This is a genomic window from Scytonema sp. PRP1 (assembly GCF_036697665.2).
Lineage (GTDB): Bacteria > Cyanobacteriota > Cyanobacteriia > Cyanobacteriales > Nostocaceae > Kalymmatonema > Kalymmatonema gypsitolerans.
This window is the reverse complement of record NZ_JBAHYJ020000125.1, coordinates 1-12,874: the sequence shown is the minus strand read 5'-3', so window position 1 is coordinate 12,874 and position 12,874 is coordinate 1. Positions and strand designations below refer to the sequence as shown.

The 12,874-nt window shown below is 46.3% G+C and carries 12 protein-coding genes and 3 pseudogenes; 8 read left to right on the top strand and 7 right to left on the bottom strand.

Going from position 1 to position 12,874, the window contains the following annotated elements:
• Nucleotides 1–96: 96 nt before the first annotated feature.
• A complete protein-coding gene (locus V5G28_RS33310; RefSeq protein WP_332994306.1) occupies nt 97–849 on the top strand; it encodes a choice-of-anchor K domain-containing protein in 753 nt (250 codons plus the stop codon).
• Between the two features lie 384 nt (nt 850–1,233).
• Here the strand turns inward: V5G28_RS33310 and V5G28_RS33305 are convergent, their stop codons facing one another.
• Nucleotides 1,234–1,980: a response regulator transcription factor gene (locus V5G28_RS33305; RefSeq protein WP_332994304.1), complete on the bottom strand. Its 747-nt coding sequence runs from the start codon at nt 1,978–1,980 to the stop codon at nt 1,234–1,236.
• A gap of 157 nt (nt 1,981–2,137) precedes the next feature.
• On the opposite strand from V5G28_RS33305, the gene V5G28_RS33300 reads away from it, so the two are divergent.
• Nucleotides 2,138–3,190 (top strand): YheT family hydrolase, encoded by a 1,053-nt coding sequence (locus tag V5G28_RS33300; RefSeq protein WP_332994301.1) that lies wholly within the window; start codon nt 2,138–2,140, stop codon nt 3,188–3,190.
• Between the two features lie 34 nt (nt 3,191–3,224).
• On the opposite strand, the gene V5G28_RS33295 is transcribed toward V5G28_RS33300, so the two are convergent.
• Together V5G28_RS33295 and V5G28_RS33290 are read right to left on the bottom strand one after the other, a co-directional pair.
• On the bottom strand, nt 3,225–4,691 hold the full coding sequence (locus tag V5G28_RS33295; protein ID WP_332994298.1) for a sensor histidine kinase: 1,467 nt from the start codon (nt 4,689–4,691) through the stop codon (nt 3,225–3,227).
• Nucleotides 4,688–5,395 (bottom strand): response regulator transcription factor, encoded by a 708-nt coding sequence (locus V5G28_RS33290; protein WP_332994296.1) that lies wholly within the window; start codon nt 5,393–5,395, stop codon nt 4,688–4,690. The genes V5G28_RS33295 and V5G28_RS33290 overlap by 4 nt, the downstream gene beginning before the upstream one ends.
• A gap of 291 nt (nt 5,396–5,686) precedes the next feature.
• On the opposite strand from V5G28_RS33290, the gene V5G28_RS33285 reads away from it, so the two are divergent.
• The 5 genes and pseudogenes from V5G28_RS33285 to V5G28_RS33265 all read left to right on the top strand — a co-directional run.
• Complete coding sequence (locus V5G28_RS33285) at nt 5,687–6,466, top strand: intradiol ring-cleavage dioxygenase (RefSeq protein WP_332994294.1); 780 nt, start codon at nt 5,687–5,689, stop codon at nt 6,464–6,466.
• Between the two features lie 242 nt (nt 6,467–6,708).
• A complete protein-coding gene (locus tag V5G28_RS33280; RefSeq protein ID WP_332994292.1) occupies nt 6,709–7,320 on the top strand; it encodes a hypothetical protein in 612 nt (203 codons plus the stop codon).
• Nucleotides 7,321–7,483: 163 nt separating this feature from the next.
• Nucleotides 7,484–9,037 carry an efflux RND transporter periplasmic adaptor subunit gene (locus V5G28_RS33275; RefSeq protein ID WP_442994313.1) on the top strand — a complete coding sequence of 518 codons (1,554 nt, stop codon included), beginning with the start codon at nt 7,484–7,486 and terminating at the stop codon, nt 9,035–9,037.
• 117 nt (nt 9,038–9,154) lie between these two features.
• A complete protein-coding gene (locus V5G28_RS33270; protein ID WP_332994366.1) occupies nt 9,155–10,369 on the top strand; it encodes an ABC transporter permease in 1,215 nt (404 codons plus the stop codon).
• Between the two features lie 29 nt (nt 10,370–10,398).
• Nucleotides 10,399–10,671, top strand: a pseudogene (locus V5G28_RS33265) (ATP-binding cassette domain-containing protein); the annotation flags it as partial.
• Between the two features lie 136 nt (nt 10,672–10,807).
• Here the strand turns inward: V5G28_RS33265 and V5G28_RS33260 are convergent.
• From V5G28_RS33260 to V5G28_RS33245, 4 genes and pseudogenes are all read right to left on the bottom strand, one after another.
• A complete protein-coding gene (locus V5G28_RS33260) occupies nt 10,808–10,969 on the bottom strand; it encodes a hypothetical protein (RefSeq protein WP_332994288.1) in 162 nt (53 codons plus the stop codon).
• Nucleotides 10,970–11,002: 33 nt separating this feature from the next.
• Nucleotides 11,003–11,077 (bottom strand): annotated as a pseudogene (locus V5G28_RS33255) (hypothetical protein); the annotation flags it as partial.
• A gap of 144 nt (nt 11,078–11,221) precedes the next feature.
• Nucleotides 11,222–11,569, bottom strand: coding sequence for a hypothetical protein (locus V5G28_RS33250; protein WP_336231526.1), 348 nt, complete (start codon nt 11,567–11,569; stop codon nt 11,222–11,224).
• Nucleotides 11,570–11,625: 56 nt separating this feature from the next.
• On the bottom strand, nt 11,626–12,192 hold the full coding sequence (locus V5G28_RS33245) for a hypothetical protein (RefSeq protein ID WP_336231525.1): 567 nt from the start codon (nt 12,190–12,192) through the stop codon (nt 11,626–11,628).
• A gap of 83 nt (nt 12,193–12,275) precedes the next feature.
• On the opposite strand from V5G28_RS33245, the pseudogene tnpA reads away from it, so the two are divergent.
• Nucleotides 12,276–12,674: pseudogene (gene tnpA / locus V5G28_RS33240) on the top strand (IS200/IS605 family transposase).
• Nucleotides 12,675–12,874: the final 200 nt, after the last annotated feature.

The following is a 12,874-nucleotide window of genomic DNA, read 5'->3' as shown; positions in this document are numbered from 1 at the left end:
ATTCGATTAATTTCTTGGCAACTTTTCCGTGGATTTACTAAGGTGGACGGGATACCAACTTGAGACAAGCTCCTGAATAGGAGTAAAAGCCTAGCTATGAAACTAAGTCCAGTTTTTGCAACTGCTTTGTCAACTTTTGCTGTGAGTGTGATCACAGCGCTTGGTTTCTCCAGTCAAGCTCAGGGTCTAACTTTTTTAGGCAACTCGAGTGGTATCTGGGGAACACCTAATTCAGGGAGCAATACCGACCCCATTTTTTCTGGTGTGGGAACTAACACATTTACTTGGGGACGTCCTCGTCCAGATGATCGTGAAAACAACTATGGAACACCTGCAAATCAACTGATCTTTACTGGAAATTCTATTTCCACAGACGACGTCGGCTCACTGTTTAAGATAGGAGCTTTAGAATACTACAACGGCAAGGTTGAGGAAAATACGAACGTTAATTCCGTACCTTTAAATCTCACTTTATCATTTACCGACCCGAGTAATCTCAGCGAAGTTTTCAACTTCGGCTTTCTGCTTGATAATACAACGAACTCAGGAGAAGATCCTGACGACGATGCCGATACTGTGTATGTCAAAGAAAATTTTGGCACTCGCAGTTTCAAGTTGGATGGCAATGAGTACTTACTGAATATCATTGGCTTTAGCCAAGATGGCGGTAATACAAGTGTTCGCGAATTTCGTGTTCTTGAAGATCAGAAAACGACACCAGGTCTCTATGGCAGAATCACTCGGGTGACACCACCGCAAAAAATTCCTGAAACAGGAAGCACAGTTGGGTTATCAGTGCTAGGCATCTACCTCATAACACGTAAGAAATCCTTGAGGGCAAACAACTGATCAATTGCTAACCGCTCATACATCATCTGTATTCATGTTCTGCGTATAGCCAGGGGTTAAAACCCCTAGCTCGGCGGTCTTGAAATCAAACAAATTGGGTACACGATACACTATTGGCACTCTCTAAATTTTCCGTAGCGTAGAGTGTCAATTTTTTGAATCAACTTAAAGACAATGATAGTCGAATTGAGGCGCAATTATCTATCACGGGGGGCGCGAGAGTAAGTTTATCCTCCATCAAATCAAACCGCGCCCCTTTTTGGTAGACTTGGAAACCAATATGTGAGACACTTTGCAGCAGGTCGAGCCATCAGCAGCGCAGAAGACTGCACAAGACGCATAACGACTTTCCGCAGGGTCATCACCTCCCTTGTTTAACTTTCGTTACTCAACTCCTGATGTCGTCGAAGCACCTTCAGTTGATTGAGGTACGCTGGGCAACTCCAAGCAGTAACCCGCACCATATACCGTTTTGATGTAGCGGGGATGGCGCGGGTCAGGTTCTAGTTTGGTTCGCAAGTGGCGAATGTGTACGCGAATGGTTTCGATATCATCATCTGGATCGTAACCCCAGACTTCCCTAAGGATTTCACTGGGGGAAACTGTCTGACCGTGGCGTTGCAGCAAGCAGTGCAGAAGCTCAAACTCCAAGTGAGTCAGTTTCACTGTTTGCCCAAACCATATCGCTTCAAACCGTTCTGGAACCAAGGTAAGCGATCCGTAGTTGAGAATTTCGCTGTGCTTGGCAGCTTGAGGAATTCGGTCAGTACGTCGCAAGAGCGCCCGCACCCGTGCTAGCATTTCTTCAACTTCAAAGGGCTTGGTGAGGTAATCATCTGCGCCAGCGTTGAAACCTTCGACTTTGTCCTGAGTTTGGCTTAAAGCCGTTAACATCAACACGGGAATCTCGGCTGTACGCTCATCCCGCCGCAGGCGTTGGCAAACGGTAAATCCATCTACCCTGGGCAGCATCAAGTCGAGCATAATCAAATCTGGCTGTAGCTGGAGAGCTAGCGCCTGACCTTTGATGCCGTCTTCAGCTTGGCTGACATCATATCCAGCCATTTCTAAGTTGACGGCAACGAGTTCTGAAATTGCAGGGTCATCGTCTATGACAAGAATCCTCGGCATTAGTAAAAATTTATTACTACTTATTAAGGATAAATAAGAACCTTTGGTAGATACAAAGATTGCTTTATTGATTATAAAAAATATTTTAAATCTAACATAAAGATTAAGAATAAAGGATTGTGCAACCAAACCTAAACTATACTAAATTTTGGTCTTAATGTGTGACTCCTCTTACAGTCCAGCGTGGTTTTTGCAAAACGGTGTTGTCCTGACTCTCTACACCGCTCTTCGGGCTAGTCGTGATTGGGAACGTACAACCCAAAACCCAGAGCCGCCCTATGAGGAAAAAATCTTTACAGGTGCCCAAGGAGTACCCATTTTTGGCTGGGTAGCTATCCCTGAAAATGCTCATGGCACTATCGTCGGCACTTATGGCATTACAGGCGATTTGGATGACCAATGGTATTTGAGGCTGCTGGGGCGCAAAGCATATGCTCAAGGGTATGCCGTCGTACTCTTTGATTGGCGTGCCCACGGTAAGACGGCTCAGTTGTCGCCAACGTTAACAAGTGATGGGTTGTACGAGGGAGAAGATTTTGTTCGCATTAGCGCCACTGCCAAAGCAATGGGATGCCCAGGAAAATTTTGGTTTACGGGCTACTCTCTGGGGGGACAATTGGCGCTATGGGCAGTGAAAGCTGCTGTGGAATTAACTAAAGAGGATGAAAATTTAGGGCTAGAAGATAGCGACATTGGCGGTGCAGCAGTCATTTGTCCGAGTTTGGATTCAGCGCGATCGCTCTCTTTTTTGGTCAAACACCCTGTGGGAAAATATTTTGAGAGGGCGATCGCGCGGCAGTTGAAAAAACTCGCATGGCGAATTCATGATGCTCATCCTGGAACTCTTGACCCGCAAGCGATTGAAAGAGCTAACAGTATCTGGGGTTTTGACGACGAACTGGTAATACAGCGATTGGGTTTTCCCACAGTGGAAGCTTACTACAACGCAAGTAGCGCTTTACCACTGCTGCCAAACCTGACAAAACCAACTTTGATTATATACGCCGAAGACGACCCGTTCTTTGAACCAGCAATCATACCTGAATTGCAAATTGCCTGTGCTAGCAACCCCGTGGTAGATTTGTTACTAACCCGTTACGGCGGTCATGTTGGCTATATAAGTAGTAAAGAGTGCCAGCGCCAAGCAAAAGACCCCGACCAGTGGTGGGCATGGAATCGGATTTTAGAGTGGATCGCTCAGCAGGGTTAGCAGCAGAAAGAGATTATTGGTGGGAAGCCATCGCTCAACTGTGTAACGTAATCGGCAAGGTGAGGGTGAACGCTGTTTGACCGGACGATGTTGAGTCAAGGATGAGGTCGCCACGATGTGCGCGGGCAATTTCACGGGCTAGGCTGAGTCCCAGTCCGATTCCTTCTACCTTGCGGGTTCGCGCAGGATCACCGCGATGGAAGCGGTCAAAAATGCGTGAGCGATCGCTGACTGGAATGTCAATTGAAGCATTAGCAATCGTGACGTAGAGAGTTGTTTCAGTTTGGTGAGCGTGAATCTGTATCCAGCCGTTGGCGAGATTGTATTTGATGGCATTACTCAACAGGTTTTGCAGAACTTGAATGAGGAGATCGCGATCGCCCTGTACCCGTAATCCATCAGTAATATCAATTTGTACACTCAGGTGGGGAGCCAGCAGTTCCACATCCTCTACCATCTCGATGAGCAACTGTGACATATCCACCTCAACCAAATACAAGCTCATTTGTCCCGCATCTGCCAAAGACAGCAGCAAGAGTTTCCGCATAATTCCACTCAGGCGGCGTACCTCATCCAACAGGTTGCTTAAGCGCTGTTGCATTTCACTTCCGTTCTTCACCTGTTGTAGCGTTCGTTCCAATTCGCCTTGCAGAATGGTGAGTGGGGTTTTCAGTTCGTGGGCGGCGTCAGCACTAAAGCGCGAAGCTTGTGTAAAACTGCGTTCCAGGCGTTCCAGCATTTGGTTAAACACCCGAATCAGTTCGACAAATTCAACATCCGTTGTCCCAATTGGAATTCGCTGATCTAACCCTTTAACCGTCACCTGTTGAATAACACCTGTTAATTGACCTATGGGACGCAACGCACTACCAGCAACCAACCATGCCCCAGAGGCAACCAGCACAAGCGCCCCCGGAATTGAAACAAGGAAGATATTGCGAATGGTAGCCATCTCTTGATTGACGGCTTGCAGGCTAACAGCAATGGCAACCTGAACATTGCGAAATTTAACTGCCCCAATCCGCCAGGTTTCTGTTGCCGTCTGCTGGGTGACGAATCGAGGTGGGCGTGGGGGAATCAAGGGTGGTGCAAGGGCGGATGGATTTGTACTCTCAGGTTTTGGCGGTGGTTGACGCTTAGGAAACTGTGGCAGAGGAGTCAACTCAAGACGCTTAAGCAGCAAACGATTTACGTCCTTGTCGCCAGGCACTTCGTTGGATTGATAAAGTGTGTTGCCGTTTGCGTCAAGCACCAGCAGTGCGATCGGGATTTTTGTCTTTGTTCCAAAGGCATAGGTTAATGAGTCTCCGTAGAACTGCCATCGCTCTCGTTCGGGTGGACGAGTTGCCCGCATCAACTGATTTAACAGTTGTGCATCGAGGCGGCTGATCTGAGCATTGTAAATTTGGAACCAGGAGACTGCGCCAAATCCTACTAATGCGCTTCCAGCCAAAGCCGTAGACAACAGGGCAATCCGGAGTCGAAACGAACGCAGTTTCATGATTGAGGCTCTGGCTTGCGAAACCGATATCCAACGCCTCGAATGCTTTCAATCCAGCCTGCTTCATCAATCGGGTCAATTTTTTTACGAATTCTCTGGATACAAACATCCACGACGTTCGTGTTGGGATTAAAGTCATAGCCCCAAACGTGTTCCAGAATTTGGGTACGGGTAAAAACCCGTCCCGGAGAGCGCATGAGATACTCCAGAAGATTAAACTCGCGGCTGGTGAGTTCTATCGCCTGTTGATTGCAGGTGACTTCTCGTGTGATGCGATCGAGCTTGAGCTGTCCAACCGCAAGCAGATTTTGGCGATACTCCGAAGGAGTCGCTCCGCGAACGCCCACACTCCGGCGCACAACGGCATGAATTCGAGCCGCTAACTCTTCCACAAAAAACGGTTTGGCAATGTAGTCATCGGCTCCCAAATTCAGCCCGGACAGGCGATCGTCGAGTTCATTGCGAGCCGTCAACAAAATCACAGGAGCATTCCGACCTTTTTGCCGCAGTTGTTTAAGAATTGATAGCCCATCTTTTCCCGGCACCATAATGTCGAGTACGATCGCGTCGTATTCGTTGTCTAATGCCCGCAGATAGCCTTCATCACCGTTGTCGCAGTAGTCTACGACAAATCCCTGCTCCTTCAATCCAGCCCGGACGAAGTTAGCAATTTTTGCTTCATCTTCGACAAACAGAACGTTCACAACTATATTATTACAACTATTTATGTTATGACTTCACCTATTGCTCCATTCTAGATTCATTACTCTTTGGCTCAAATTACAAAACTGTAATTTACAAAGCAGGCAAGCTGTCATTTTGATTGTGCTTAATCAGAAATGTAAACAATTTGGAGACAGATAAGTAAATACACTGCATTTCAAACCAGATTGTTGCACTCGACCCTCTGCCTGCGGCACCCTAGAAGGAAGGCATAGAGGCTCTGCACGGTTATGCGTTCGCAGTTGAATTGTGATACTTAAAAAATAGGCAGTATGAAAAACAACAATCACCAATTAGGTCGGATTTTAAGTCGAAGAGAGGCACTTGGTTTCTTTAGGGTAGCCGGAACCGCAATATTTCTGGTTGGATGCACACCTAGAAAGTCTAGCTCCGCACAGGCACAGTCGAGTGTAGCCGTCGCAGCATCATCGATCGGCAATCTTGCTACCTTGCCTGCATGTATCGTGCGTCCGGAGCAGACTGAAGGACCCTATTTCGTGGACGAGAAGCTCAACCGCTCCGACATCCGCTCCGATCCGTCGGACGGTTCGGTGAAAGACGGTGTGCCGCTCAAACTGACGCTTCGCGTTTCTGAGATCAGCGGTAGTGGCTGCACCCCTCTAGCAGGTGCGATCGTGGATATTTGGCACTGTGACGCCCTAGGCGTTTATTCGGACGTGACAGACCGAAGTTTCAATACCGTCGGGAAAAAGTTCCTGCGCGGCTATCAAGTGACGGACGCAAATGGAATTGTCGAGTTCACAACCATTTATCCTGGTTGGTATCCAGGCAGAACGGTCCATATCCATTTTAAGGTACGCACAGATGCGACATCAGGGCAGCGTTATGAGTTTACGTCACAGCTGTACTTTGATGACTCGATTAGCGATCGCGTATACACCCAAGCACCGTACGCCAGTAAGGGACAGCGCACGCAAAAGAACGTTGAGGACGGAATTTTTCAAGATGGTGGCGACCAATTGTTGCTCAAGCTCACCAAGAATGGACAAGGCTACGCAGCAACCTTTGATGTTGGACTTCAGATGGCGTGATTTGAGTCATTGGCTGCGTAAATATCCCAAAGTGACTGCTTTGTCAATAATAGCAGTCACTTTTCAATAATTATTCAAATAATCGCATTAAGTCTTACTTGTTGACATAACACTGAGTTTGAGTTTTGACGCAATTTATTTAATGACAAAAATTACAAAACTGTAATTAAAAAGCAGGGCGAAGTGTCATTTTGGGTTGGCTGAATGAGAAATGTAAACAATCTACCTTTTGGTGAACGAGCATGAAAATTAATCAAGCATTAGTCCTGACAGCGATTTCTGTTCTGGCTGGCACATTGGTTTTTACTTCACCCAATCAGGCAAATGCCGAAGCTCCATTGCATCAAATCGCACAGGCAACAGATGCGCCTAACCAACCACCGCAAGGACAGCGGCGAAGACCCCGGATTGATTTTGCAGCGGCGGCGGCGAAGCTGGGAGTCACAGAAGCACAGTTAAAGGATGCGCTGGGAGTGCCTGCCAATCCTCCAAATGGAGCCGATAGAAATGGGCGTCCTCCTCGACCCGATTTTAAGACGGCGGCGGCGAAGTTGGGTGTAACTGAACAACAGTTAAAGGATGCGCTGGGAGTGCCTGCCAATCCTCCAAATGGAGCTGATAGAAATGGGCGTCCTCCTCGCCCTGATTTTGCAGCGGCTGCGGCGAAATTGGGTGTAACTGAACAACAGTTAAAGGATGCGCTGGGAGTGCCTGCCAATCCTCCAAATGGAGCCGATAGAAATGGGCGTCCTCCTCGCCCCGATTTTAAGGCGGCGGCGGCAAAGCTGGGTGTAACTGAACAACAGTTGACAGAGGCACTGGGCATTCCACCGCGTCCTCCTGCAAACAGGTAGTGGTCTGTCCGATTAATTTTGAGGAAGGGCTTTAAACCCAGTTTTTCCGTAATTGAAACTATCGACTCTTTCAACTCTCACCAGAAATTTGAGCGAAGGTTTGTAGAAGCAAGGGCATTGCAACGACTCAATTGTTGTTTACAACCCAAGTGCAAAGAAACGTATGACACTTGATTCTCCTCAACCCACTATATTCAAGCCTTCAAGAAAAGGCTTGATGAAACACAAACTAACCAAGTGGCTGATTGGGTTACTGATTCTCAGTTCACTAACGGGGAGTGGATATCTCGTTTACCGTCAGACGATGATTTCCACAAGCCAGCAAGCCAGAAGCAAAATGCTGACAGTCCCAGTCGAGCGAGAGACGTTACCTATCACGATCTCAGCCAACGGCACAATTAAAGCAAAACAATCAACCAACGTCAGCCCCAAAAACTCTGGGCGGCTAAAGAGCTTGCTTGTGAAGGAAGGTGACTATGTTAAAGCGGGACAAGTCCTAGCATACATGGATGACTCAAACTTTCAAGGACAACTGATTCAAGCACAGGGATCTCTGGCTTCTGCCCAGGCAAATTTGCAAAAAGCAATAGCAGGGAATCGCCCTCAAGATATTGCTGCTTCACAGGCACAATTAGAAGAAGCCCAAGCGAATCTGCAAAAAGCACAAGCAGGTAACCGCCCTGAAGATATCGGTCAGGCTGAGGCACGTTTAAAAAGTGCTCAAGCAAGTTTAACAAAAGCGGAAGATGATTTGAACCGCAATCAGCAACTATACAATGCTGGTGCCATTTCCCTTCAGACTGTAAACCAAAAACGTGCCGACAAAGACAGCGCCCAAGCTCAGGTAAACGAAGCACAGCAAGCGTTGGCATTGCAAAAAGCAGGGTCACGCAAAGAAGATATCGAGCAAGCAAAAGCGGTGGTGAAGCAAAGACAGGAAGCTTTAGCACTGCTGAAAGCGGGAACACGCCAGGAAGATATTGACTCTGCACGCGCTCAGGTAATTCAGCAACAAGGCAACCTAAAAACGATTCAAACGCAGATTGAAGATACAGTCATTCGTGCTCCTTTCAGTGGCATTGTAACTGCCAAGTATGCCGATCCGGGCGGTTTCGTCACACCTACCACATCCGGAAGTGCAGTATCTAGTGCAACCTCTTCTTCGATTCTATCGCTCGCATCAACTTATCAGGTTGTGGCAAATGTTGCCGAAACTGATATTGGGAGAATTAAGCTAGGGCAGTCGGTCGCCATCAAAGCTGATGCTTACCCCGACAAAACCTTTCAGGGGAAGGTTGCGGCTGTTGCGGCTCAGGCAACGGTGACTTCTAATGTCACCAGCTTTGAAATCAGAGTAGATCTCACCGATCCTGAAACTCTCCTGCGTCCGGGTATGAATGTCAATGCAAAGTTCGATGCAGGCAAATTGAATAACGTACTTGTTGTCCCAACGGTGGCGATCGCACGCCAGAAGAACGGTACCGGGGTGCAGGTACTCATGGAAAACGGCGGCACTCGCTTTGTTCCAGTTAATACCGGAGTTACCGTGAATAACAAAACCGAAGTACGCTCCGGTTTACAAGGAGATGAAAAAGTTTTGGTGAGTGCGCCACCAGGATCTTCTAACAAAGATAGTAACTCCAGTAACAGGCGTGGTCGTTCCGGCAGCATGGGTGGTTTTCCCGCCGGTGGTGGTCGTCCCCCCAGTGGTTTTTAGACTTGGTGTTACAAACGAGGTATAGCAATGATAAAATCACGCAAGCGCAAACCACTGGTTAAACAGGCATCTGCTCTCATCGAGAGTTCTTCGGTATCAGTCTTTGAAATTCTGACAATGGCGATTGAGGCACTGTGGAGTAATAAACTCCGCACCGTGCTCACGATGCTAGGTATCATTATTGGTATTACAGCAGTAATCGCCGTCACCGCCATTGGTCAAGGCACCCAAAAAGCAACCGAGCAACGATTACAATCACTCGGAACCGACATTTTGCAAGTGCAATCGGGTGCAGCCAGAAGTGGTGGGGTGCGGCAGGGCAGTGGAAGCGCCACGACATTGACTTTGGAAGATTCTCAGGCGATCGCTCAGCAGGTTTTAGGGGTTGAAAAAGTGTCTGCTTTCCTGCAACAGAATGCCCAAGTCGTCTATGCCCAAAACAACGACTCGATGACCATTATTGGTACTGATGTCAATTACCCAGATGTACGCAACACGCATCCTCAAACAGGTAGATTTTTCACTCAGGAGGAAGTCGATGGGGCAAAACCTGTGGCGGTTCTCGGTCCCACCGCACGAGATGACCTGCTGGGGACACGAAGCAATGCAGAAGGCTCACAAATCCGCATCTCTGGACAAACCTATGATGTGATTGGCGTTATGGAAGCGAAGGGGTCGCAAGGTCCACAAAACCCGGATGAACAAATTTATATCCCGCTTACCAATATGTCTGCCCGGTTAGTGGGAAACAACTCTGTCAAGGGAGTTGCCGTCAGAGGAATTTATGTCAAAGTCAAAAGCCAGGATCAGCTAGACGCTGCTCAGTATCAAATTACGAATCTCTTGCGGGTACGACATGGCATTTTTCCCGAAGAAGGAGATACGGATGATTTTAGGATCGTGAATTCCGCCGATATTATCAACACGCTCACCAGTACAGCGTCACTTTTTACGGTGATGGTGGTGGCGATCGCCGCAATTTCTTTAATCGTTGGTGGCATTGGCATTGCAAATATCATGCTCGTGTCAGTGGTCGAGCGAACGCGGGAAATCGGAATTCGCAAAGCAATTGGAGCAACTAGCGCTGCCATCTTAAGCCAGTTTTTAGCCGAGGCAGTGATCATTGCGGCAATGGGAGGGGTGATTGGGATTGGGCTAGGAGTTGCGATCGCCTTCGCAGCGTCAAACCTCTTCAAATTTCCCTTCGTGATTTCGCTGTGGTCAATCCTGCTTGGTTTTGGTTTGACATTTCTAATTGGGCTTCTGGCTGGCGTAATTCCAGCTCGCAATGCTGCCAGTCTTGACCCGATCGCGGCGCTAAGGAGCGATTAAAACATTGTTGAAGCAGAGGATTACCTAATATGGCAACCATGATTTGGATGGAAGGAATTCAGAAAACATACCGTCTCGGTGAAGTCGAGGTTCCGGTACTCAAGGGCATTGACTTGTCTATCGAGGAAGGAGAATATGTCGCAATTATGGGGATGTCTGGTTCGGGGAAGTCTACGCTGATGAATATCATCGGTTGCCTTGATCGCCCAACATCCGGGCATTATGTTCTAGAAGGCAGAAACCTAACTACGCTAAACAATGACGAATTAGCATATATTCGTAATCGGCGCATCGGTTTTCTGAACTACGCCATGCCTGAAGGCAGGGGGTTCCAACTTGCTGTGCAAGTTTCGTTTATCCTTACAGATTCCGACTCCTTACAAGCTATTAGATTACTGGACATCCGCTCTGACCCACTATTAGTAGGTGACGCGCGAACTAGTCGCAGTTCTCGCAGATTGATTTGACCCGACTCCGCCAACCGTCCAGCAAGGATTGTTCCATCCCTAACCAACCATCTCTAGCTAGTTGGATTGACAGAGTTTCTGTTTTTGGATCGACGTAACGACTCAAATAAGCAGATAAAATATCACGTTGCATCTTTAACCCACAAATTGAGCAATGATGAACACGTTGCGATAGTGACTTTTTCTGTTTATTTCCGCACAGACAAGTTTGAGAGAGTGCAGTTTTGCGAGTCGAAAACATGAGAACTGTACCACCAGCATTTTCAGCTTTGCGTTTTAGTTCAGATTGAAAGCTTGATGGTGATTTAAAACCAATACTCTTACCAAATATTCTTTTGCCAAGCTTTAACCGAAATTTTTTCGGTTTTAATATTCTTACCAAACTTCAAGTTTGGTTCACTAATCTACCATGTAAAGACTTACGGTGAGCAGCTTGTTTGCGTTCAATTTCACGTTTTTTAATCGCAATTTTTTTATAGCGGTTTGATTTATTCCAGCGTTTTTTACCTTTCTTAACCGTGCCATTAGAATTAAAATTGTTAGGATTACCTGCACGCCGTTGTCTATCCATCTTACGTTGCAGTTTTCTAACCTCTTTTTGTTTTGAGGCTAATTCCACAGCAAAACGAGTCCAGATTGTCTCATTATCTCCAACAATTGCAACAGTTGAAACGCCTAAATCAATACCTACATTACCATCATTGATAATGTTTTTGGGCTTTTGATAGGGCATCCCTTCACAAACCAATTGAGCAAACCAGTACGTTTTTTGGTTGAGGTTACGACGCACTAAGCGAACATATTTAACTTTGAATTTAAACCGTGCAAGATTACAGGGTCATTGGTAATAATGGCTTTTAACTTTAATCCAGACCATTCAACACAATTACCAGTCCAGCGAATACCTTGCTTATTGGTTTTACCTTCTAAAGATGCAAACTGTCCTTTTTGTTTAAATCGAACCTTTTTCGCCTTGCCAAACATCATTCGTTCCAAAGCAATAAATGCTCTAGTCGCTATTTTTTGGATGGTATTTGCGTCAAGTTGAGACTTAATCCAAACGCTTGCAATAGCTGTTTTATTGGCAAAAGCCTGTAAATCATAGTCGCTAAATATGTAAGCTTCACGAGCTTTTTGGAATGCTGTAGAGCGCGATTTTTTCTTTGTTTTGGTAATAGCCTTCGCTTGTTGGTAAAGTTCGGAATTACGTATTAACTCAAGTCTCGTTTTACCCTCAGATAATACAGCGTTATAAAGTTGTCTTCCTGCTTCCAATCTGGCAGCAAGTATAGCCAAATCTTTTGAAGTCGTAATTAATGGTATCTCCGTTATGAAACTAGATGTTTTTGCTGCCAAGATTGAATCACCTCCCTGTGCTTGTTTATTTTTTTCTGAATTTTATCATATAGATACAATATAGTAAACTACTATTTCGGAAAATAACTGAAAGTTTGAAATCAAACAATAATATTGTTTACTCTTGCAAGTATCACGTTATTTTTTGCCCTAAATACAGAAGAAAAGTACTAGTTAACACGGTTGCGTCTAGATTTAAAGAATTACTTGCTAAAATAGCGATTGAGATAAAAGTCGAAATTTTATAAATGGAGATAATGCCCGACCATGTGCATTTATTAATAGATATTGACCCTCAATTTGGAGTACACAAAGCAGTAAAAAGATTTAAGGGTGTAACATCTAGATACTTACGATTGGAATTCCCGGAATTAAAAAGCCGATTACCTTCTCTGTGGACTAATTCCTACTTTGTATCCACTGTTGGAGGTGCTACTTTAGACACAATTAAAATGTACATTCAAAACCAGAAAGAAACTTGACGGCGATTAAAATCGCCCGCGCCTTACCCCATAAATAAAATTTAGGGGCTACCTCGGCGCGGATAATTCGGTGTGAACTACCAAGCCTTGGCTTACGGCTAGTCGGGCAAAGCCCGTGTCGTTAAGCGATAGCCGTAACGCAAGCCATAGACATAGGCTGGGCTTCTGTAGTCAATCAATGAGGGGAATGAGGCGATCGC

Bases quoted from the DNA above. Each gene is read 5' to 3' on its own strand.
- V5G28_RS33250 (WP_336231526.1), bottom strand. From the start codon at position 11,569: ATGCCCTATCAAAAGCCCAAAAACATTATCAATGATGGTAATGTAGGT.
- V5G28_RS33280 (WP_332994292.1), top strand. From the start codon at position 6,709: ATGAAAATTAATCAAGCATTAGTCCTGACAGCGATTTCTGTTCTGGCT.
- V5G28_RS33285 (WP_332994294.1), top strand. From the start codon at position 5,687: ATGAAAAACAACAATCACCAATTAGGTCGGATTTTAAGTCGAAGAGAG.
- V5G28_RS33275 (WP_442994313.1), top strand. From the start codon at position 7,484: ATGACACTTGATTCTCCTCAACCCACTATATTCAAGCCTTCAAGAAAA.
- V5G28_RS33260 (WP_332994288.1), bottom strand. From the start codon at position 10,969: ATGCAACGTGATATTTTATCTGCTTATTTGAGTCGTTACGTCGATCCA.
- V5G28_RS33295 (WP_332994298.1), bottom strand. From the start codon at position 4,691: ATGAAACTGCGTTCGTTTCGACTCCGGATTGCCCTGTTGTCTACGGCT.
- V5G28_RS33305 (WP_332994304.1), bottom strand. From the start codon at position 1,980: ATGCCGAGGATTCTTGTCATAGACGATGACCCTGCAATTTCAGAACTC.
- V5G28_RS33300 (WP_332994301.1), top strand. From the start codon at position 2,138: ATGTGTGACTCCTCTTACAGTCCAGCGTGGTTTTTGCAAAACGGTGTT.
- V5G28_RS33310 (WP_332994306.1), top strand. From the start codon at position 97: ATGAAACTAAGTCCAGTTTTTGCAACTGCTTTGTCAACTTTTGCTGTG.
- V5G28_RS33270 (WP_332994366.1), top strand. From the start codon at position 9,155: ATGGCGATTGAGGCACTGTGGAGTAATAAACTCCGCACCGTGCTCACG.